The sequence below is a fragment of the Actinokineospora sp. UTMC 2448 genome (genome assembly GCF_024760565.1).
Lineage (GTDB): Bacteria > Actinomycetota > Actinomycetes > Mycobacteriales > Pseudonocardiaceae > Actinokineospora > Actinokineospora fastidiosa.
The window spans coordinates 3,648,631-3,668,876 of the sequence record NZ_CP031087.1 but is presented as its reverse complement, the minus strand read 5'-3'; the positions used below and the strand labels follow the sequence as shown (position 1 = coordinate 3,668,876).

Annotated in this window: 16 protein-coding genes; 8 read left to right on the top strand and 8 right to left on the bottom strand. The window is 71.6% G+C overall.

Going from position 1 to position 20,246, the window contains the following annotated elements:
• The first annotated feature begins 6 nt into the window (after positions 1-6).
• From Actkin_RS16630 to Actkin_RS16615, 4 genes are all read left to right on the top strand, one after another.
• The gene (locus tag Actkin_RS16630; RefSeq protein WP_258903306.1) at positions 7-1,560 is read left to right on the top strand and encodes a hydantoinase/oxoprolinase N-terminal domain-containing protein; all 1,554 of its coding nucleotides are present in this window, start codon (positions 7-9) and stop codon (positions 1,558-1,560) included.
• Positions 1,557-2,642, top strand: coding sequence for an S-methyl thiohydantoin desulfurase family protein (locus tag Actkin_RS16625; protein WP_258903305.1), 1,086 nt, complete (start codon positions 1,557-1,559; stop codon positions 2,640-2,642). The genes Actkin_RS16630 and Actkin_RS16625 overlap by 4 nt, the downstream gene beginning before the upstream one ends.
• A gap of 13 nt (positions 2,643-2,655) precedes the next feature.
• Complete coding sequence (locus Actkin_RS16620) at positions 2,656-3,057, top strand: OsmC family protein (RefSeq protein WP_258903304.1); 402 nt, start codon at positions 2,656-2,658, stop codon at positions 3,055-3,057.
• 166 nt (positions 3,058-3,223) lie between these two features.
• On the top strand, positions 3,224-4,219 hold the full coding sequence (locus Actkin_RS16615; RefSeq protein WP_258903303.1) for a YeiH family protein: 996 nt from the start codon (positions 3,224-3,226) through the stop codon (positions 4,217-4,219).
• Positions 4,220-4,221: 2 nt separating this feature from the next.
• On the opposite strand, the gene Actkin_RS16610 is transcribed toward Actkin_RS16615, so the two are convergent.
• On the bottom strand, positions 4,222-5,163 hold the full coding sequence (locus Actkin_RS16610) for a LysR family transcriptional regulator (RefSeq protein ID WP_258903302.1): 942 nt from the start codon (positions 5,161-5,163) through the stop codon (positions 4,222-4,224).
• A gap of 104 nt (positions 5,164-5,267) precedes the next feature.
• On the opposite strand from Actkin_RS16610, the gene Actkin_RS16605 reads away from it, so the two are divergent.
• Positions 5,268-6,536, top strand: a complete 1,269-nt coding sequence (locus Actkin_RS16605) for a pyridoxal phosphate-dependent aminotransferase (RefSeq protein ID WP_258903301.1) — start codon at positions 5,268-5,270, stop codon at positions 6,534-6,536.
• Positions 6,537-6,539: 3 nt separating this feature from the next.
• Here the strand turns inward: Actkin_RS16605 and Actkin_RS16600 are convergent, their stop codons facing one another.
• The 5 genes from Actkin_RS16600 to Actkin_RS16580 all read right to left on the bottom strand — a co-directional run bounded on the left by Actkin_RS16600 (position 6,540) and on the right by Actkin_RS16580 (position 12,974).
• Complete coding sequence (locus tag Actkin_RS16600) at positions 6,540-7,073, bottom strand: cysteine dioxygenase family protein (protein ID WP_258903300.1); 534 nt, start codon at positions 7,071-7,073, stop codon at positions 6,540-6,542.
• 185 nt (positions 7,074-7,258) lie between these two features.
• Positions 7,259-8,212, bottom strand: a complete 954-nt coding sequence (locus Actkin_RS16595; RefSeq protein ID WP_258903299.1) for a pentapeptide repeat-containing protein — start codon at positions 8,210-8,212, stop codon at positions 7,259-7,261.
• A gap of 248 nt (positions 8,213-8,460) precedes the next feature.
• Positions 8,461-9,321, bottom strand: coding sequence for a hypothetical protein (locus Actkin_RS16590; protein ID WP_258903298.1), 861 nt, complete (start codon positions 9,319-9,321; stop codon positions 8,461-8,463).
• Positions 9,322-9,331: 10 nt separating this feature from the next.
• Entirely contained in the window at positions 9,332-9,886 is a 555-nt protein-coding gene (locus Actkin_RS16585) for a papain-like cysteine protease family protein (RefSeq protein WP_189210453.1), read from the bottom strand.
• A 517-nt stretch (positions 9,887-10,403) separates the two neighbouring features.
• Positions 10,404-12,974 (bottom strand): M14 family zinc carboxypeptidase, encoded by a 2,571-nt coding sequence (locus tag Actkin_RS16580; RefSeq protein WP_258903297.1) that lies wholly within the window; start codon positions 12,972-12,974, stop codon positions 10,404-10,406.
• A gap of 956 nt (positions 12,975-13,930) precedes the next feature.
• Here Actkin_RS16580 and Actkin_RS16575 point away from each other — a divergent pair.
• On the top strand, positions 13,931-14,866 hold the full coding sequence (locus Actkin_RS16575) for a YVTN family beta-propeller repeat protein (protein WP_258903296.1): 936 nt from the start codon (positions 13,931-13,933) through the stop codon (positions 14,864-14,866).
• Between the two features lie 154 nt (positions 14,867-15,020).
• Here Actkin_RS16575 and Actkin_RS16570 read toward each other — a convergent pair whose 3' ends face one another.
• The gene (locus Actkin_RS16570; protein ID WP_258903295.1) at positions 15,021-16,064 is read right to left on the bottom strand and encodes a trypsin-like serine protease; all 1,044 of its coding nucleotides are present in this window, start codon (positions 16,062-16,064) and stop codon (positions 15,021-15,023) included.
• 596 nt (positions 16,065-16,660) lie between these two features.
• The gene (locus Actkin_RS16565; protein ID WP_258903294.1) at positions 16,661-16,975 is read right to left on the bottom strand and encodes a hypothetical protein; all 315 of its coding nucleotides are present in this window, start codon (positions 16,973-16,975) and stop codon (positions 16,661-16,663) included.
• On the opposite strand from Actkin_RS16565, the gene Actkin_RS16560 reads away from it, so the two are divergent.
• Both Actkin_RS16560 and Actkin_RS16555 read left to right on the top strand, forming a co-directional pair.
• Complete coding sequence (locus Actkin_RS16560; RefSeq protein WP_258903293.1) at positions 16,964-18,460, top strand: S8 family peptidase; 1,497 nt, start codon at positions 16,964-16,966, stop codon at positions 18,458-18,460. The two genes, Actkin_RS16565 and Actkin_RS16560, sit on opposite strands and share 12 nt — an antisense overlap.
• Positions 18,457-20,232, top strand: coding sequence for a fibronectin type III domain-containing protein (locus tag Actkin_RS16555; protein ID WP_258903292.1), 1,776 nt, complete (start codon positions 18,457-18,459; stop codon positions 20,230-20,232). The genes Actkin_RS16560 and Actkin_RS16555 overlap by 4 nt, the downstream gene beginning before the upstream one ends.
• Positions 20,233-20,246: the final 14 nt, after the last annotated feature.

The following is a 20,246-nucleotide window of genomic DNA, read 5'->3' as shown; positions in this document are numbered from 1 at the left end:
ATCGACATGCACATCGGCATCGACGTAGGCGGGACCAACACCGACGCCGTGCTCATGGCGGGCGACCGCGTGCTGGCCACCATCAAGACGGCGACGACCCAGGACGTCACCACCGGCATCCGCGACGCGCTCGACGGGCTGGCCGAGGCGCACCCGTTCGCGCCGGGCGACATCGACGTGGTCGCGATCGGGACCACCCACTTCACCAACGCGGTGATCCAGGCCAGCGGCCTGGCCGCGACGGCGGTGGTCCGGCTCGGCCTGCCCGCCGCCGCGGGCATCCCGCCGCTGACCGGGTGGCCCGCCCGGCTGCGCTCGGCCATCGGCGAGCACGTGCACCTCTGCCACGGCGGCCACGAGTTCGACGGGCGGGAGATCTCCCCGCTCGACCCCGACGAGCTCAAGCGGGTCGCCGAGGACATCGTGGCCTGCGGGGTCGACTCGGTGGCGATCACCTCGATCTTCTCGCCGGTCAACCAGGAGATGGAGCTGGCCGCGGCGGAGATTCTGCGCGCGCAGGTCCCGTGGCTGCGGATCTCGCTGTCCCACGAGGTCGGCCGGGTCGGCCTGCTGGAGCGCGAGAACGCCACGATCGTCAACGCCAGCCTGCTGCCCGTGGCCGACCGCATCACCGGGGCCTTCCACGCCGCGCTGGTCAAGGTGGGCATCGAGGCGCCGCTGTACCTGTCGCAGAACGACGGCACGCTGATGGACGCCGAGTACGTGCGCCGCTACCCGGTGGCCACCTTCGCCGCCGGGCCGACGAACTCGATGCGCGGCGCCGCGCTGCTGTCCGGGCTGTCCGACTGCGTCGTGGTCGACATCGGCGGCACGACCACCGACGTCGGCGCCGTGGTCGGCGGCTTCCCGCGCCCGGCGACGACCGAGGTGGACATCGGCGGGGTGCGCACGAACTTCCGCATGCCCGATGTGGTCTCCATCGGCATCGGCGGCGGCAGCCGGGTCGTCCTCGGCGAGGAGTCGGTGGTCGGTCCCGAGAGCGTCGGGCTGCGCCTGCACACCGAGGGGCTGGTCTTCGGCGGCTCCACCCTGACCGCGACCGACGTGGCCGTGGCGGGCGGGCTCGCCGACATCGGCGACCCCGCCCTGGTCGCCCACCTCGACCGGGCGCGGGTGCGACGCTGTCTGGACGCCATCGCCCGGCGGGTCGGCGTGCTGGCCGACACCATGCGCACCTCGGCCGAGCCGATCCCCATGGTGCTCGTCGGCGGGGGCAGCGTGCTGCTGCCCGACTCCGTGCCGGGGTTCGACAAGGTGGTCCGCCCGGAGAACTACGCGGTGGCCAACGCCATCGGGGCCGCGATCGCCCAGGTGGGCGGCGAGGTCGACCGGGTGTTCTCCGCGGCGGACGGCTCGCGCGTCGACATCCTCGACAAGGCCAAGGACGAGGCGCTGCGCAAGGCGGTGCTGGCCGGGGCGGACGAGGACACCGTCCGGGTCGTGGAGGTCGAGGAGCTGCCCATGGCCTACCTGCCCGGCGACGCCGTGCGCGTGCGGGTCAAGGCCGTCGGCGACCTCGTGTTGGGAGGAACACGATGAACAAGATCGACGTGGCGGACATCGCCGACATCGCCAAGGGCGCGGCGATCCTCGGCGCGGGCGGCGGCGGGGACCCCTACCTGGGCAGGCTGCTGGCCGAGCGGGCCGTCGAGCGCAGCGGGCCGGTGCGCGTCGTGCCGGTGTCCGACCTCCCGGACGACGCCCTGGTGCTGCCGGTCGCCATGATGGGCGCGCCCACGGTCATCGTCGAGAAGCCGCCCGCTGGCGACGAGCTGGTCCGCGCGGTCGCCGCCATCGAGGGCGCGCTGGGCAGGCCGGTGACCCACATCGCCTGCCTGGAGGCGGGCGGGCTCAACTCGATGACCCCGATCGCGACCGCCGCCGCCACCGGCCTGCCGCTCATCGACGGCGACGGCATGGGCCGGGCGTTCCCCGAGCTGCAGATGGTGCTGCCCACGCTCGACGGCGTCCCGTGCAGTCCGATGGTGATGGTCGACGAGAAGGGCAACACGGTGGTGCTCGACACCGTCGACAACACCTGGGCCGAGCGCCTGGCGCGCGGGGCGACCGTCGAGATGGGCTGTTCGGCCAGCATCGCCCTCTACCCGATGGCGGGCAAGGCCGCCCGCGCCGCGCTCGTGCCCGACACCCTGGGACTCGCGGCCCGGCTGGGCAGGCTGGTCACCGAGTGCCGGGCCGAGCACCGGGACGCCGCGCGCGCGGTGGCCGAGGAGATGGGCGGCGCGGTGCTGTTCACCGGCAAGGTCGTCGACGTCGCCCGCAAGACCACGGGCGGCTTCGCCCGCGGCGAGGCGGTGCTGGCGGGCACGGGCGCCGACGACGGCGCGGCGCTGACGCTGTCGTTCCAGAACGAGCACCTGGTCGCCGCGCGGGACGGCCGGGTGGTCGCCTCGGTGCCCGACCTGATCTGCGTGCTCGACGCCGAGACCGGCGAGCCGGTCACCACCGAGGCGATGGGCTACGGCTACCGCGTCACCGTCGTCGGACTGCCCTGCCACTCCCGGTGGCGCACCCCGGAGGGACTGGTGCTCGTCGGCCCCGCCTACTTCGGCTACGACCACCCCTACCTGCCCGTCGAGCACCTGGCCCGCCAGTCCTGAAAGGACTTGAATCATGAGTGACTACACCGTCGACGTCCGCCACTCCGGCGCCCTGTCGTTCGAGGTCGACAACGGCCGGACGAGCCTGACCACCGAGTGGGGCCCGGAGGAGGGCTCCTGGCTGGCCACCGAGCTGTTCCTCGCGGGCCTGGGCGCGTGCATGCTGGCCACGATGGTCGACTACGCCCAGACCAACGGCATCGACGTCAGCGGGGCCGATGTGCGGGTCACCGCGCAGAGCGCGACCCGGCCGGTGCGCATGGGCGCGCTGACGATCACCTATCGGCTGCCCGACACGCTCACTCAGTCCCAAGTGGACGCACTCGTGCGTGCGGGCAACCGGTGCAAGGTGCACAACACCATCGAGCACCACCCGGAGATCGTCGTGCACACGGTAAGCGCGCAGCGCGCCTGAGAGCACGTGGGCGGCAGCCCACCACCGAGCGGGCCTGGCCCGGCTGTCCACGTCAGCCGGGCCAGGCCCGCGGCGTTTCACGCGGCTCGACGGCATAAGGGGCGCTTATGACTCTCCAAGCACTCAGCGGGTGCCGGTGGACAGCGGCTGCTCCGAGGATGAACACATGGGAATCCTGGCTGGCACCAGACGGATTTCGCGGTCGGATGTGCGTGCGTGGGCCGTTCTCGCCGTGGCCGTGGCCGTCGCGTACGGCGTCAACTTCCTGGTCCCGGCGTTGAGCGCGCTCTCGGTGGCGGTGCTGCTGGGGGTGGCCGCGGCGTCGAGCGGACTGCTCGTCCCGGCGGTCCTGGCGGGCGTCGCGCGGAGCGGCAGGAAGCTGCTCCGCGCCGGGGTCGTCCTGCTCGGACTCCAGCTCGCCGTCCCCCGGATGCTCGCCCTGGGGCCGGGCGTCCTGCTCGCCGTCGTGCTCACCGTCGCCGTCGGGTTTCTCGGTTCCCTTGCCGTCGGCGCCCTGCTGAGGTTGCCGCGCGGGCTCAACATCCTGCTCGCGACCGGCACCTCGATCTGCGGCGCGTCGGCGATCGCGGCGATGGAGGGCACGATCAGGCGCAGGGAATCGGATGTCGCCACGGCCATCGCCCTCATCACCCTGTACGGCACCCTGGCGATCGCCGCGGTTCCCCTGCTCGGGTCCTGGCTCGGATTGTCCGATGTGGAGCTGGGCATCTGGGCCGGGCTCGGGGTGCACGAGGTCGGGCAGGTGGTGGCGGCCGCCGCCCCGGCGGGCGCGGTGGCGGTCGAGGCCGCGATCGTGGTCAAGCTGACCCGGGTGGTGCTGCTGGCGCCGATGGTCACCGCGATGGGCCTGTGGGAGCGCGGATCGGGCGCCGACGGCCGCAAACCGCCCGTGGTCCCGCTGTTCGTCATCGGGTTCCTGGTGATGGCGGTGGTCAACAGTCTCGGCGTCGTGCCGGTCCCGGTGGCCGCCGTCGCCAAGGTGCTGTGCACGGCCCTGCTGGCCGCCGCGATGTTCTCCCTGGGCTGCGCGGTGCGCGTCGGCGCGCTGGTCCGCACCGGGGGAAGGGCGCTGCTCTCGGGGCTTCTGGTGGGAGTTCTGGTCGTGGGCGTCGCCTGCGTGCTGACCCTCTGGCTCGCCTGACGTCAGCCCGCCGGGGTGAGGCCCCGGATGCCCATGCCGATCCCGGGGAGCTGGGTCGCGGCCGCGCGCAGCGCCTCGATGACGGACCGGATGGTCGCCGACCGGACCAGGTCCGGCCAGGTGTAGGCCGAGACCCGGCGGCGCACCAGGGGATCGATCGGAAGCGCGACGACGTCGGGGTGCCGCAGGGACGACAACACCAGCGCGGGCACCATGGCCACCCCGAGCCCGGCCGCCACCAGCGCCTGGATGGCCAGGTTGTCGTCGGTCGCGCAGGCGATGGCAGGCTCGAACCCGCTGTCGGCGCAGGCCGTCACGAACTCGTCCCGGCACCGGGGGCACCCCGCGATCCAGGTCTCCCCGGCCAGCTCCGCCAACACCGCGGGCGAGCGGCGGGCCATCGGGTGGTCGGCCGGGACGAGCAGCATCAGCGGTTCGTCCAGCAGCGGCACCTCCAGCAGCCCGTCGTCGGCGGCCTGCCGGTCCGCGGCCGGGTAGGTGAAGGCGACCACGAGGTCGCACTCGGCGCGCCGCAGCGCGTGGTGGGAGTCGGGCGGCTCGTGCTCCAGCAGTTCCAGCCGCAGGCCGGGGGAGTCCTGGCGCAGCTTCGCGGCGGCGCGCGGCACGAGGGCGGCGTTGGCGCTGGGGAACGCGCACAGCCGGATCGAGTCGAGCTCGCTGGCGGCGATGGCCCGCACCCGCTGGTGGGCGCTGGCCGCGCCGTCGAGGATCTCCTTGGCGTGATGGGACAACGCCGTTCCCGCCTCGGTCAGCCGCAGCCCGCGGCCCACGCGGATGAACAGCGGGCCGCCGACGCTGCGCTCCAGCGCCTTCATCTGCTGGCTGACCGCGGGCTGGGTGCAGTGCAGCGCCCGCGCCGCCGCGGAGAACGACCCCTGCTCCACCACGACCCGGAACATGCTGAGCTGGCGCAGGTCCATCATCGCACGAGCATAACCTGTCCTTATCGGCATGAAAGGACCTCTCGTCTTGTGAGGTTCCCCCGGCGAACCGGACCATGGGGCGAACCCACGCCGAGAGGACAATCGTGACCGCCATCGGACATCTGCGGGACATCCCCTTGATGGGAGTCGCCTCCGTGCTCGTCGACGCCGCGGCGGCCGGATTCCGCGCCGACGCTCCAGAGTGGATCAATCTCGGGCAGGGCCAGCCGGAGTCCGGCGCCCTGCCCGGCGCGCCGGAGCGGGTCAAGCAGGTGGAGCTGGACCCCGGCGACTGCACCTACGGCCCGGTCAACGGCATCCCCGAGTTGCGGGCGGCGGTGGCGGACCACTACAACCGCACCTACCGAGCGGGGGCGGCGCGCAAGTACACCGCCGAGAACATCGCGATCGTGCAGGGCGGCAGGCTCGCGCTGAACCGGGTTCTGGCCGCGCTAGGGGAGTGCACGATCGGCTACCGATTCCCTGACTACGCCGGGTACAGCGACATGCTCGGCACGCATCTCGCCCGGCTGAGCCCGGTGCCGATCCCCACGCAGGCGGACAACGGGTTCGTCCTGGACGAGACCGCGCTCGATGACCTGGTGACCCGCTGCGGCGGCAGCGTGCTGCTGATGTCCAACCCGTGCAACCCCACCGGCTCGGTGCTGGCGGGCGAAGCGCTGCGGCGGCTCGTGGACAAAGCCAAGGCCACCGGCTGCACGCTGCTGATCGACGAGTTCTACAGCCACTACCACTACGCGCCCGGCCCGGACGGCGCCTGGGGTCCGGCCGAACTCCCGGTGAGCGCGGCCGCGCACGTGGCGGACCCGGAGGCCGACCAGGTCCTGCTGATCGACGGGCTGACCAAGAACTTCCGCTACCCGGGCTGGCGGCTCGGGTGGGTGGTCGGGCCGGTGGAGTTCATCGCCGCGCTCGACCGCGTGGGCGCCGTCCTCGACGGCGGCGCGTCCCGGGCCGCGCAACGGGCAGCGCTCGCCGTGCTCGCCCCCGACCACGCGGCGCGGGAGACCCTGGCCGTGCGCCGGGAGTTCGCCCGCAAGCGCGACACCGCGGTCACGGCACTGCGCGAGATGGGAGTGCGCGTGGACGTCGAACCGGCGGGCACGTTCTACGTGTGGGGACGGCTGGACGAGCTGCCCGAGGCGATCGCCGACGGCGACGCGTTCTTCCGCGCCGCGCTGCGCCACCGCGTCGTCACGATCCCGGGTCGGGTGTTCGACGTGAACCCCGGGGGAAGACGTCGCGGCCGCAGCGCCTACGCGTCCTGGGCGCGGTTCTCCTTCGGACCGGAGCACGCGCGGCTCGTCGAGGGGCTGGAGCGCCTGCGGCGGATGATCTGCGAGCACCGCTGACGATCAGCTCGCCAGCACCGGCAGCGCGTAGCGGCGGCGGACACTCGACCCGACCCGGGAGATGTCTGCCCCGTACACGTGCACTGACACGGCCGTCTCGGCGCCGATGTTGCGCACCTCGTGGATGTCACCGGGCGGGGCGAAGGCGCACACGTCACCCCGCGCGTTGCGGGTGGAGGCCACCGGCTTGAGCGCCTGTCCGCTCTCGTCCTCGACGAGCCGGTAGACCACTTCGGACTCCGCGCCCTCGACGACCCCGACCACGCACCAACACAGGTGGTCGTGGATCGGCGTGCGCTGCCCCGGCCGCCACACCAGGGCGACGATGGAGAACAGGCCGTCCGGCTCGGCGTGCAGGACGTGCTGGGTGTAGGTGTCGGGATCGCCCCGGAGCTGCTCCTCGGTGAGCAGATCGCTGGTGGGCAGGTTCGCCCGCAGGACCTCGGCCACCGAGTCCGCTGTGTCCGGGACCGACGTCAGCCTCGACGTCACGCGCTTGATCTCCTTGACCAGCACGTCCAACTGCCGGTTCGTCATGCCTCGCACCTTTCGGAAGTGGCCTGCTCACCGCAGGCCCCGACAGTGTGCGAGGGAGCGATCACCGTCCACAACGGCTCATTACTTTGGAGGACCCCAAGTCGGGCTTATGCCTTGGAGTGAAGGCCAGGCGGTGACTGTGCCTGTCCGCCACGCCGCAGTCTTCACGCGCACCTGATGCCGAATCACTGCCCCGTGTCCGGCAGGGATCCGCCCGGCGGGGGTGAGACGAAGGGCGCGAGTTCCGGGGGTACACCCCTGCTGAACGTGGTGGCCGCGAAGTCGGTCCAGGACGAGGGCGCGCTGAGGTCGGTCTCGCCTGCAGGGGGCAATGTCGCGCCGGTGAAGTCGACGTCGCCTGCGAAGGTGGCTCTGCCGAAACCGGCGTTGCCGATGAAGGTGGCCGCAGTGAACTTCGCGTCGCCTGCGAAGGGGACCGCGCCGAACCAGGCGTTGCTGTGGAAGGTCGCCCTGGTGAAGTCGGCGATGCCGGTGAAGCTGGCCCCGGTGAACGCGGCGTTGTAGGTGAAGGTGGCTCTGGTGAAGTCCGCGGCGCCTGCGAAGGTGGCCTTGCCGAAACCGGCGACGCTGGCGAACGTGGCGTCGGTGAAGCGTGCGGTGGTGAAAGTGGCGTCGTCGAACTCGACGACGGTGGTGAAGGTCGCCTCGGTGAAATCGACATCCCTTGTGAAGGCGGTTGCCCTGAACAGGGTGACCCCGGCGAAGGTGGCACCGGTGAACCGGGCGTCGCCGATGACGCACTCGCTGAGGTCGAGGTCGACAAGGACAGCGCCGGTGAGGTCGAGGCCGATGTCGGTCCAGAACGACTGCGCGGGACGGCGCAGCGGCCAGGACCGCTGACCCGGGTGGAGGTGCTCGTGCAGGATCTGTTGGGCGGTGAGCCGGACCTCGTGTTCCTGGTGCGGTTGCCCCTGCGCCGCAGCCGGCGCGGCGTCCGCGACAGGGACGGCGAACCCGGCGCCTGCGGGGCACAGCGGCGCGTGCAGATGCCCGTGCTCCTCGGCGGGCGCCGAATAGGGAGTGCGCAGGTAGGCGCAGATGGCATCGACCACCATCTGGCGGTAGTCGGGATTGTCCTGCGCGATACGTTCCAGCGCCCGCAGGGCACCATGACGCACCGCGGCCTGCTCCGAGTCGAGCTGCTTAACAGCCTCGGCGTACAGCTCGCCCGACCCACGCTTCGTGGACCGCCGCCACCAACCCGAACCACCGCGTCGCTCTCCCATCACCTGCCGATCATCGCGCGACGGCCACCCGCCGTGCCACTAGATCCGGGGCGACCTGCTGTGTGACAGGCCGCCGGTGCTGATCAGCACAAGACTGTGCCCCGGTCCCAACCTGATGGGAACCGGGGCGCAGACGGGGATCAGCCGGTGGTGTCGCGACGGCGACGGAGGACGAAGGCGCCGCCTGCGAGGACGAGCGCCATCGTCGAACCGCCGAGGACCAGCTGGGCAGGCGACGACCCGTCGTCGGCCCCGCCGCTCGCGGTGCCGTAGCCGCTGGAGTAACCCTTGGTGTCGTACTCGGAGCCCGCCAGCTTGTCGGCGTAGCGGGAACCCACCAGCTTCTGGTAGTCGCTCAGCGACATCGACGCCCGGCCGCCCAGGCCTTCCCGTGCCTGATCGTTGAGCGGCGTCACGGTGAGCAGCCTCAACCGGTACCAGCCGCGGATCTGGGGTTCGGTGAACACCAGGTCCCCCACCGCGGCCATGTCGGCGTGGACGAAGTCGCTGTCGCCCTCGCGCACCGCCGCCAGCTGCCAGCCGCCCTCGGTGCGGGCGAGCATGACGGTGACCTGCCGGTCGTTCACAGCGATGCGCAGCGACGACACCAGGTAGCTCAGCCGGACCGCCTCGGCGGCGATGGGCGGGGCCGTCCCGGCGACGAACCCCGGGGTGATCTCGTGGACCGCCACCGGATCCTTGAGCGTGAAGGTCGGCAGTCCCGCGCACGGCTCGGCGACGTCGGGGATCGTCTGAGCTGAGCCGAGATCGCCCCGGGGCAACGGCACGCTCACGAAGCGGCAGACCGCTTCGAGCACCGCGGGCGACTTGACCAGGCTGAGCGCGGCCTGGTAGTCCGGGATGTCGGCCGGGAGCGGGTCCCGGGCCGCGTGGGCCGGGCCCGTGACGCACAGCAGCGCGGACGCGCTCAGTGCCAGGACGGTGGTCAGGCGGGAGAGGCGCGATGCCACTGTTCCGCCGAACGCCGGTGTTGCGCGCATGTCGCCTGCCTCAACGGGAGATGCCGATCCGGGAGTGGGTCCACTGGTGGGAGTTGTTGCTGACGTAGTGGTTGTAGTTCCACCAGGTGTAGGTGGTGGTGTCCGGCCACGGGTCGGCCACGCCGATGGTGGTGTTCGAGGTGTCGAAGCCGTAGATGACGTTCATGTGGCCGCCGCCGGAGGTCCAGCCGATGCGCGCGCCCAGCGGACGGGAGGCCTTGACCTCGGTGTGGATCTGGTCGAACGAGGCTGCCCTGTTCAGCCCCGTGCCGGTGTGGGCCATGCCGAGGCTGCCCCAGGCCCGCGCCATGTCGTCCAGGGTGGCGGGTTTGTTGTCGCAGCCGTAATAGGGCTGGGCCCGGTTGCAGAAGTCCGTCTGCGTGCTGCCGTAACCCTGGTATCTCGCGATCGTCAGACCGGAGGCGACCCAGCACCACTGGGTCTTCTCCTGCTTGTACATGGCGATGTCGTCGTATCCCGCTTCCGCCGCGGCCGGGCCTGCGGCCATGAGCACCCCGCAGGCCGCCAGCGCGATGGCCGCGGTCGCGGTCCTCACCTTGCCCATCGATCCTGCCTTTCCCCTGTGCACCACGAGTGCCGGGCGATCCGTAGGGACATGACAGCGCGTTCCGCCGTCGGCAGACAGAGGTGAAGCGGGAATATGCCCGTAAGCGTGAAGAGCCATTCCCTTGCGGAGTCGGTCTTTCCCGGCGGCTGTCGGCGAAGCGGCGAACATCGACATGCCGATGTTCGGATCTGCGGTGATCCGCGGCCTTTCACCCCACGATGGATTCGCAGCCGCGCTCATCCGGTGCTGTCGGCGGCCGGAAAGATGACCGACCGCGTCCCCCGGGCAGGGCCGGAGGATCGGCGGACACGGCCAGGTGAACGCGACAGGGCGGAAGCGCCGACTGATTCGAGCGCACCGGGACCGGGCGGAGTGCCCGATCCCGCGCCTTTCCCGGTCGCGACCACCGTTGTCGGCATCATGCCCGAACGGGGGACCACCGAGCGCGGTGAGGAGTGGGTGTTTGGCGCGCACGATGGCCCGCACCCCGCGAAGGGCGCGGGCCATCGGACGGCTACCTCGTCAGGGCGGGGACCGCCGCGGTCCAGTACAGGGCGTTGGCGGTCTGGGCGTAGAGGCCCTTGGGGTGGTCGCGGAACATCGGCTCGCTGCCGAAGAGGACCACCCGGGCGCCGCGTTCGTCGGTCCCGGAGACGACAGACGCCTGGCCCGCCGCGTCCGCCGGACCGCCGGTGCCGTTGGCGCGGGGCAGCCAGTGACCCGCCACCAGCGGGTCGGCGGCGTAGCGCTGCTCCACGGCGACGCCTGCGCCGAGGTCGGTGAACCAGAGCGGCGAGTAGACGAACGAGTGCGGCAGGGCATCCCTGGTCAGGCCGCCGCCGTTGACCACGGTGACCACGCCGTTGGCGTCCTCGCGTCCGGCCACCGCGCGGGCCGCCAGCAGGCCCGCGTCGGCGTTGAAGCGCGCGCCGGTGACTCCTCGGGTGACCACGCCGCCCCGGCTGAGGAACGTGGTCAGCGCAGCGACGGCCTCGGGGTTGAGGTCGCTGTAGCGCAGGCCGGAGGACACGTACAGCGTGTCCACCCGGGACCAGTCGAAGCCCGCGTTGAGGATCGCGGCGTTGACCGGCCGGACCTCGAAGCCCATGTCACGCAGGGCTTTGAGCTCGTCGGGGGCGACCGCGCCCGCGATGACCTGCGGGCGCATCGGCGTGCCGGAGGCGCCCGGGGGCGCCGCGGTGAACCGGACGCCGTAGCGGTCCGCGACCTCCAGCACCTCGGCGCGGGTCTCCGCCGGGGCGATGACCACGCCGTCGGCGGCGCGGCGCAGGGGCAGGCCGCTGCCGAGCAGGTCGTTGACCGCCTGCACGTCCTTGCCGTCGCGCACTGTGATCGCCAGGTCCCGGCCGGGGCCTGCGTCCACGCCGCCGGTCGGCGCGGCGGCCACGACCGGGCGGCCGGGCACGTGGACCGGTCCGCTCGCCACGCGGTCGACCGTCGCGCCCCACAGCAGGCCGAGGCTCCAGCCGGAGATGTCGTACATCTGCGGCACCCGCTGCGAGACGTCGCCGCCTGCCTCCAGCAGCGCGCTCGCCAGGCCGCGCTTGGGCTGGTGCATGTCCACCACGTAGGACCCGGCGGGGTAGGCGCGCCCGCTCAACCGGAACCCGCGGTGGGCGCGGGTCACGCGGATGTCGTTGGCCACGAGCATGTCCACCAGCCGTGCGGCCGCGGCCTCGGAGCGCTGCGCCGGTCCGGACGGGATGACCCAGGCCCGGGCGAAGGTCGTGGAGTACCGGTCCTCGGGGCCGAAGCCGGGCACGTAGCCGTCCGGGATGTGGCGCTGCGCCTCGCCCGCCCGACCCCGGCGGAAGAACTCGATCTGGTCGGCGATCAGCGCGTCGCGGTTGGTGTCGGTGTAGGTGATCGCGGCCCGGATGGTCGCGGCGGCCACGTCGGTGTTGATCGCCGAGCGCCTGCGCAGTTCCGACACCGGCAGGTCGGTGTAGGACGCGCGGTTGACCCGCAGCGGGATCTCCACGGTGTGGCCGACCGCGCCGTGGTACATCACGTTCATCGGCGTGAAGATCGGCGGCCAGTCGTCCCAGTCGCCCGGCGCGAGGTCGCGGAACGGGATGGTCACCGACTCGGTCTCGGCGTAGCCGAGCGCCTTGACCGCGGCCTCCATGCCGAGGGCGTTGGCGTAGGCGTGCTTGATGTACAGGTCGTACTCGTAGTTCTGCCCGTGCGGCGCGGTGGCGGGCTCGATCAGCGTGTCGCCGGTGTAGCCGTGCTCGTCCAGCATCACCAACGGCTGCGTGGTCAGCCCGATCTCGCGCATCGCCCGGGTCTCGGGCTGGGAGGCGGTGGCGAAGTCGCGGTTGAGGTCGAACCCGGCCGCGTTCGGTCGCGTGCCCGCGTTGCGGCCGTCCGGGTTGGCCGTGACGTTGAAGTAGATGCGGGTCCGGCCCAACAGGTCCAGCGTCGCCCGGTCGGACGTGGTGGCGAAGTGCTCGATCAGGCGCATGGCGCCGTCGGTGCCCTCCCACTCGTCGCCGTGGATGTTGTTGTTGATCCAGATCGGCGCCTTGTACTCCCGCCGCAGCCGGGGATCGCGGGCCGCCCGCACCGGGTCGTCCTCGATCAGCTCCTTCCACCGCTGCTGCTCGCGCGTCTCCCGCGCGGACTCCGGCGCGGTCACGGTGACCAGGTACAGGTCACGACCGAGGGTGGACTGCCCGACCACCTCCACCGAGATCCGGTCGCTGCGCTCCTGCAGCTCGTTCAGCTTCGGCGCCAGCGCGTGGTACGGGTACAGCCCGAGCTTGATCGATCGGTCGTTCGCGTCCTCGGGGTAGACCCGCAGCGACGTCTGGCGCGGATAGCCCTGGTGGGGCCGGGCGCGGTTAGCGCCACCGGGCACCACCGCGGCCCGCGCGGCGGGCGCGTCGAGCGCGGCGACCTGGTTCCGCTCGACGCCGTTGGCCGGGTGCTCGTTACGGGTAGGGGCCTTGGCCGCCCCGACCGGCTCGGCGGTAGCCGGAAGACCGGTGAGGGCGGTACAGGCCGCCAGGAACAGGACCGCGAGCGCGGCCGACCCCGATCTGGGGCGGATAGCGGGCATCGATACCTCCGTTGCAGGCAAGGTGTACTTCTCTAGTCGCCTCAAAGCCGCAGGTCAACGGGCTTGATTCGACGACGGAGGCAAGAGCCGCGCCCGCGCGGGTTCCGTTGGGACATTTGTCCCACGCCGAACGGCCGGACCGTGCTGGTCCCGACTTCCACGTCTCGCGTAGAAGGACACCGGGATTCTCGCCGCCGAGACCGGGCGTCGGTGCTGCAAAGTCTGCCCCTCGCCCCTCAGCCGGTGGGTGGGCTCATCGCCATTGGTGCAGGTCACCCGATGCGGTACGGGTGGTGATCACCGGTGCGCGAACCGACCGGGCGGGGTAGCCGGGGCGGGTCTCGACCAGCATCCGCCCGGGGAGAACGCCATGGGTTAAGCAGCACAATCGCCGCAGCCGCGGTGGCCGCCTAGGCGGTGACGGTGGTGCCAGGCGATCACAGCGCCGGTCCCGAGTGCGGGATGCGTGGCCGAAAGGGCTCCGATCCACCGCCCGGCGCATCGGCGACTCGGGTCATCGACCGCTGAGCAATGACGAGAGACCCCAACTGGGCCTGGTCAACCTGCAGACGACCGACAGTCTACGCAAGAGGAACGCTCTATCGCGGGTATGCGAGGACATCCGGAATTCGGACCGCCCGGCCTGATCAATGTGGCGTTGGAGTCATTAGTTCGCGTCGCAAGTTATTTGGCTACACAACTATACGAGCAATGATGTTGGCGATCCGCGCTTAGGTGAACGCTTGGCCATTCACCCGAGACGGGGGCAAGGGGGAGTTGGAGAGGCGCGGTGTGCTGCGAGGTAGTTAGCGTGATGGCAAGCACGGGACCGGTGACGGCCCGTGTTTTCCAAGAACCGATACGGAGAGCTCATGTCCGGTTATTCGGTACGCGCGCGCTTTTTCGCAGCGTCCTCTCACGTCATTGCCCGAACGAGTCGGATCCGCCCTTTGCGGGTGACCATCGCGGTGCTCGTCGTACTGACGGGCTCCGGATTCGACGCCGCGCCCCGGTGGCCGACCCGAATCCAGGTGTTCGTGGCCAACAGCGGCTCCGACAACGTCAGCGTGTACAGCCCGCGCCTGGGCAAGGTGACGGCCACCGTGCAGGTCGGCGACTACCCCACCGGCGTCGGCGCGCACCCCGCGGGCCACCGCGTCTATGTCGCCAACGAGTCGTCCGACACCGTGTCAGTGATCGACACCCGGACCCTCGCGGTCATCGCCACGGTGCCAGTAGGCGCCAATCCCTACGGCGTCGCGGCCACACGCACCCATGCCTACGTGACGAACTTCGGCTCGCACGACGTCACGGTCATCGACACCACGACGAACGCGCCCGTGGCGACGATCCCGGTCGGGAGGTCTCCGCACAGCGCCGTGGCCAGTCCCGACGGCTCGCGGGTGTACGTGACGAACAACGGCGGTGACAGCGTGACGGTCATCAACACGTCGACGAACACGCCGGTCGCGACCATCCCGGTCGGCATCTTCCCGGCAGGCATCGCCATCAGCTTCGACGGCAAGCTGCTGTACGTGGCCAACACCGGCAGCAACACGATCACCGTCATCGACACGGCCGACAACGGCCCCTCCGCGACCGCCGAGGTCGGCTCCGCGCCCCTCGGCGTCGCGGTCACCCGAGGTGGCCGGGTCCACGTCGCCAACACCCGTTCCGACACGGTCAGCGTCCTCGGGCCGACAGGGCAACCCCTCGATGTGGTCCAGGTCCAGCGCATGCCCGAGGGCGCCGCGGCGGCGTTCGACGACAGCCACGTGGACGTGACCAACACCGGCTCCGACACGGTGTCGGTCATCGACGCCAAGACCGGCAAGCCCGCCGCCCCGTTCGCGGTGGGCGCGCAACCCGAGGGCGTGGTCGTCACGTCCTGACCCGCCGGGAAACCCGCCAGTCCCGCGCGGCGTTTCCACTGAACCTGACACGGCCCGCCTGAATCCTGCCCCGCGACCCGCGCGTGCGGCCCCGCGATCGCCACTGACCCCATCGCGGGGAGGGTCCGTCATGGGACGGCCCTCCCCGCATGGGTCAGAACTCCAGGCTCCACGAGTCGATGTAGCCGATGTCGTTCTGGTAGGTGTCCTGCACGCGCAGGTTCCAGGTTCCGTCGGCGGCCTCGCTGGAGGCGTTCACCGTATAGGTGGCGAGCACGTTGTCGGCCGAATCGCTGGTGCTGCTGCCCTTGAGCAGGTAGGCGGAGCCGTCCGGCGCGACCAGGTCGATCCGGAGGTCGCCGCGGAAGGTGTGCTTGATGTCCACGGAGACCCGCAGCCCCGTCGGGGCGTTGCCCGACACGCCCGTCACGGTGATGGGGGAGGACACCGCGCTGCCGTTGTCCGGGATGTCCACGTTGTTCGGGTTCTCGAACCTCTCGCCGGGATCGGGGTCCTGGGTGCCGATGTGCTGGCGGATCCAGCTCAGGCCGCTTGCCACGCTGGCGTAGTACTGGCGGCCCGCGCAGTCGGCGGTGGAGGCGACGCCCACGATGGCGTCGTTGTACATCTGCGGCCCGCCGGAGTCGCCCTTCCACGCGTAGCCGTCGATGCCGGTGGAGGCGATGGCCGGACCGTTGTAGGCGTCGGTGGACCGACCGGTGACGCGGACCGAGGCGCGCTTGAGTTGACCGGACGAGACTCCGTTGCAACTCGTGCGGCCCCAACCGTAGATGTGGTTGGTGGAGCCGGTGGGCGGGTCCTGCTCGGCGAGTCGAGCGGGGGTCATGCTGACCGGGGTGGCCAGCTTGAGGAGCGCGAGGTCGCCTCGGCTGTACGCCTGAGTGGACGCCACGGTCACCGACTGGCCCTGGTCCTTGATCACGTTGCCGACCCGGACGGTCAGCCCCGAAGCCAGGCAGTGACGGGCGGTGAGGACCCACTGCGCCGCGACCAGGCTGCCCGAACACCGGAACGTGCCGTTCCCGTACAGGGCCGCGGCCCACGGCGCGGAACTGACCGTCTCACCGCCGACGATGTACGGCTCGAACGTGGGCGGCGGCTCCGGCGCGGCCGACGCGGCCGCCGCCCCGCCGAGCGCCAGCACCGCGGCAGCGGCGACACCGAACAGTTTTCTCACGATGACTCCTCGTGTGCAGGGTTCTCAAACACGAATCAACGATCCGGCGAGCATTCGTCGCGCTCCCGGTCAGCGGCACAACAACGCGTGGGACGTGGACGGATGTGCCACTTCCAGTCGTAACAGCGCCCTTTGTTGAAAACAATCCGTAGGCGCACCTATCAAAATGCCGTAACGGCACTTATAACAGGCGGAGTCGTCTCGCCGCTTAGGCGGATAGGGCATTCGCTGGAGAATATATAGGTGGTTATCTCCGTAGTCGATTCCGGAGACGATCCTGTTGTACGTACGTGCCCGCTACGCCACGTCGTCGGCCCCCGCATGCCAGTGATCCGTCTAGCTCCCGGGCAGGCCCGGCGTGCGGGATTCGCACCGTGGAGCCGCGTTTCGGTAGGTGGTGTCGCGGATTGAACGGGCCGGGGCGCAGGTCGGAATCTCATCCCGGGTGAACGGACGCTTCACCGAGGAGAGGTCCCTGCCATGAGACGAAACCAGAACCGCCGCCGCTCGCGGGTGCTGTGCGTGCTCGCGCTCGGCGCCGCCGCGCTCGGCGCAACGCCCGCCGTGGCCGACGCCGCGCCGCTCGGGACGCGCGCCTACCTGGTGATCACCGCGCCCGGGTCCACCGGCGCCGTGGCCCAGGCGGTGACCGCCAACGGCGGCACGGTCCAGAACGCGCACGCGCCCATCGGGGTCGTCGTCGCCCACTCCGCGGCCACCGACTTCGCCACCAGGATGCGGGCGGTGGCAGGCGTGCAGAAGGTCGGGCAGACCCGGGAGACCGATGTCTCCGGTGCGACCACCGCCCAGCGGTACCTCGAACCCCAGATGGGGGCGTCGATCTCGGCGCCCGCGGAGCCCGTCGAGTGGAACATGGCGATGATGGGCGCCGACAGGGCGTGGGCGGTCACCCCGGCAGCCGGTCGGTCACCGTCGGCGTGCTGGACACCGGCGTGCAGGGCACGCACGAGGACCTGCGGGACAACTTCGACGCCGCCAACTCCGTGTCCTGCCTCTACGGCAGGGCGAACACCGCGCCCGGGGCGTGGGAGCCGGACTCGTACGCGCCTGCCGCGGGGCACGGGACGTCGGTCGCGGGGATCATCGCGGCGGCGCGGAACGGGCGCGGGGTCGTCGGGGTCGCGCCGAACGTGAAGATCGCGTCGGTGAAGGTGATGGAGCCGACCGGCTACATGTACGCGGAGAACGTCGTCTGCGGTCTGATGTGGTCGGCCGAGCGTGGCTTCGCCGTGACCAACAACAGCTACTACGTCGACCCGTGGATGTACAACAGCCCGGGCAACCCCGATCAAGACGCGGTGATCGAGGCCGTCCGCCGCGCGGTCGACTACGCCCACAGCCGCGGCACGGTCACCGTCGCGGCGGCCGGGAACTACGCGGTGAACCTCGACACCGAGCCGGGGCTGTTCCTCCCGGGGGACCTGCCGAACGCGATCTCGGTGACGGCGGCGAACACCCGCAGGGAACTCGCCTACTACTCCAACTACGGGATCCAGACCGTCGAGCTGACCGCCCCGGGCGGCGACGGCTACGCGATGGTCAACACGACCGGCCTGAACAACGGATACACCACCTTCCACGGCACGTCCGCGTCGTCGCCGCACGCGGCGGGCGTCGTGGCGCTGCTGGCGTCCGCGCACCCGACCGCCACCCCCGACCAGCTGCGCTCGATGCTGCTCGCCCAGGCCATCGACACGCCCTGCCCGGCGGGCGACACCCGGTGCACGGGGACTCCCGCGAAGAACTCCCACTTCGGCGAGGGGATCGCCAACGCGCTGGCCGCCGTGTCCGGCGGCAACCCCGATCCCGACCCGGGCCCGGTGACCACGGTGTACGCCACGGACTTCGAGAGCGGGACCTGGACGGTGAACCCGGCGGGCGCCGACACCGCGACCGGCGGCAGGTTCGAGGTCGGCGACCCGGGAGCCACGACGTGGTCGGGGCACACCATGCAGCCGGGCACCACGCCCAGCGGTGTGCGGGCGCTGGTCACCGGGGCGGCGCCGGGCGCGGCTGTCGGCGACAACGACCTCGACGGCGGCGTGACCTCGGCAGGCTCCCCGCCGGTCGCGATCCCGGCTGGCGGCAAGGCGACGCTCTCCTTCTCCTGGTTCGTCGGCCACCTGGCCAACTCGGCGGGCGCGGACTTCCTGCGCGTGCGCGTGGTCTCGGCATCCGGCAGCACGACGGTGTTCGAGAAGAAGACCGGCTCCGCGGACACCGCCGCGGCGTGGGCGACGGCGACGGCCGACCTGTCCGCGTGGACGGGCGCCACGGTCCGCGTCGTCGTCGAGGCGGGCGACGTCTCCGGCGGCAGCCTGGTCGAGGCGGGCGTGGACGACGTCCGCATCACCCACCAGGCGGTGTCGCGATGAGGGCCCGTCCCGCCGCCGTGCTGGCGGCCTCGACCCTGGCCTTCGGCGCGGCCCCGGCGACCGCGAGCCCGGCCGACGACACCATGATCGCCTCGATCAGCCGCGATCTCGGGATCAGCCACCGGGCGGCCCGGGCCGCGCTGGCCGGGCAGGCCGACGCCCAGCGGGTCATCGACCGGCTCGCCGAGCGGGGCGCGGGCGTGTGGCTGGACGAGCGGACCGGCGCGGTCGTCGTGGCGGTCACCGACGACGCCGCGGCCGCGCGGGTCCGGGCGGCGGGCGCCGAACCGAGGCGGGTGACCCGGAGCCGGGCCGACCTCGACCGACTCGCCCGCGCGGTCGGCGACCACGCCATCGGCGTCCCCGGCGTCTTCGGGTGGGGCGTCGACGTCGTCAACAACGATGTCGTCGTGCGCGTCGACACGACCCGGGTCACCTCGGCCACCCGCGCCTTCCTGGCCCGCGCCGCCGACCTCGGCGCGCGGGTCCACGAGACCTCGGCGTCGCCCGTGCCCCAGGGCGGCGACATCCGGCCGGGCAACCCGTGGTTCCCCGGCTTCGAGGCCAACTGCTCGATCGGCTTCCCCGCGGTGGACGCCTCGGGCGGCAGGCACTTCCTCACCGCCGGGCACTGCACAGACGACCGGGACCAGCCCGCGTACGCGGGCTCCGGCGGGCAGAACCGCATCGGCACGTCGAACACCGGCGGCACGCGCAGCGTGTTCGCCAGGGAAGGCGACATGGGCGTCGTCGCGGTGACCGAGCCAGGATGGGCGCTGTCCGCCGAGGTGAACACCTGGGGTGGCGCCGGGGTCACCGTCACCGGCAGCACCGAGCCGCTGGTCAACCAGGTCGTCTGCCACTCCGGCGTGGCCTCGCGCTGGCAGTGCGGCAGGGTGACCGCGGTCGAGCAGACCGTCGTCTACGCCAGCGGCCCGATCGACGGCATGGCGTTCACGACCGCGTGCTCGCTGGGCGGCGACTCGGGCGGCGCGTGGCTGGCGGGCGACAAGGCGGTCGGGCTGCATTCGGGCGGCAAGTCGTCGTGCAGCCCGGGTGGCGCGCCGGACCAGTCGCTGTTCCAGCCGGTCAACGAGGCGCTGCGCAAATGGGGTCTCACGCTGCACACCGCGGGCGGCGGCGACACCCAGGCGCCGACCGCGCCGGGGAACCTCCGGGCCACCGGCGCCACCTCGACGTCCGCGTCGCTCGCCTGGACCGCGTCGACCGACAACGTGGGGGTGACCGCGTACGACGTCTACACCGGCTCCACCCTCGCGGCGAGCACGAGCGGCACGACCGCCACGCTCACCGGTCTCACCCCGGGCACGAGCTACCAGGTCTCCGTCCGGGCCAGGGACGCCGCCGGGAACACCTCGCCCGCGGCGGGTCCCATCACCGTGCGGACGTCGGACGGCAGCGGCGGCACGCGGACGTTCACCAACGACACCGACTACCCGATCCAGGACTACCAGTACCTCTACAGCCCGATCCGCTCCACCGCGAGCGGAGCGGCGGTGAGCCCGGTGCGGGTCGAGGTCACCGGACGGCACACCTGCGTCGAGGACCTCGACATCTACCTGCTGTCCCCGTCCAACCGGTGGTACCGGCTGCACGCGTACGGCGGCTCCGTCTGCCACCCGTTCCCCGGCACCGCCACCTACTCGGCGCCGGTCACGGGTGAGCAGGCCGCGGGCACCTGGAACCTCTACATCCGGGACAGCGGACCCGGCGACACCGGTGTCCTCGATCGCTGGTCGATCACGCTGTAGCCCACGGCTCCCGG

Bases quoted from the DNA above. Each gene is read 5' to 3' on its own strand.
- Actkin_RS16630 (WP_258903306.1), top strand. From the start codon at position 7: ATGCACATCGGCATCGACGTAGGCGGGACCAACACCGACGCCGTGCTC.
- Actkin_RS16625 (WP_258903305.1), top strand. From the start codon at position 1,557: ATGAACAAGATCGACGTGGCGGACATCGCCGACATCGCCAAGGGCGCG.
- Actkin_RS16620 (WP_258903304.1), top strand. From the start codon at position 2,656: ATGAGTGACTACACCGTCGACGTCCGCCACTCCGGCGCCCTGTCGTTC.
- Actkin_RS16615 (WP_258903303.1), top strand. From the start codon at position 3,224: ATGGGAATCCTGGCTGGCACCAGACGGATTTCGCGGTCGGATGTGCGT.
- Actkin_RS16610 (WP_258903302.1), bottom strand. From the start codon at position 5,163: ATGATGGACCTGCGCCAGCTCAGCATGTTCCGGGTCGTGGTGGAGCAG.
- Actkin_RS16600 (WP_258903300.1), bottom strand. From the start codon at position 7,073: ATGACGAACCGGCAGTTGGACGTGCTGGTCAAGGAGATCAAGCGCGTG.
- Actkin_RS16590 (WP_258903298.1), bottom strand. From the start codon at position 9,321: ATGCGCGCAACACCGGCGTTCGGCGGAACAGTGGCATCGCGCCTCTCC.
- Actkin_RS16585 (WP_189210453.1), bottom strand. From the start codon at position 9,886: ATGGGCAAGGTGAGGACCGCGACCGCGGCCATCGCGCTGGCGGCCTGC.
- Actkin_RS16580 (WP_258903297.1), bottom strand. From the start codon at position 12,974: ATGCCCGCTATCCGCCCCAGATCGGGGTCGGCCGCGCTCGCGGTCCTG.
- Actkin_RS16555 (WP_258903292.1), top strand. From the start codon at position 18,457: ATGAGGGCCCGTCCCGCCGCCGTGCTGGCGGCCTCGACCCTGGCCTTC.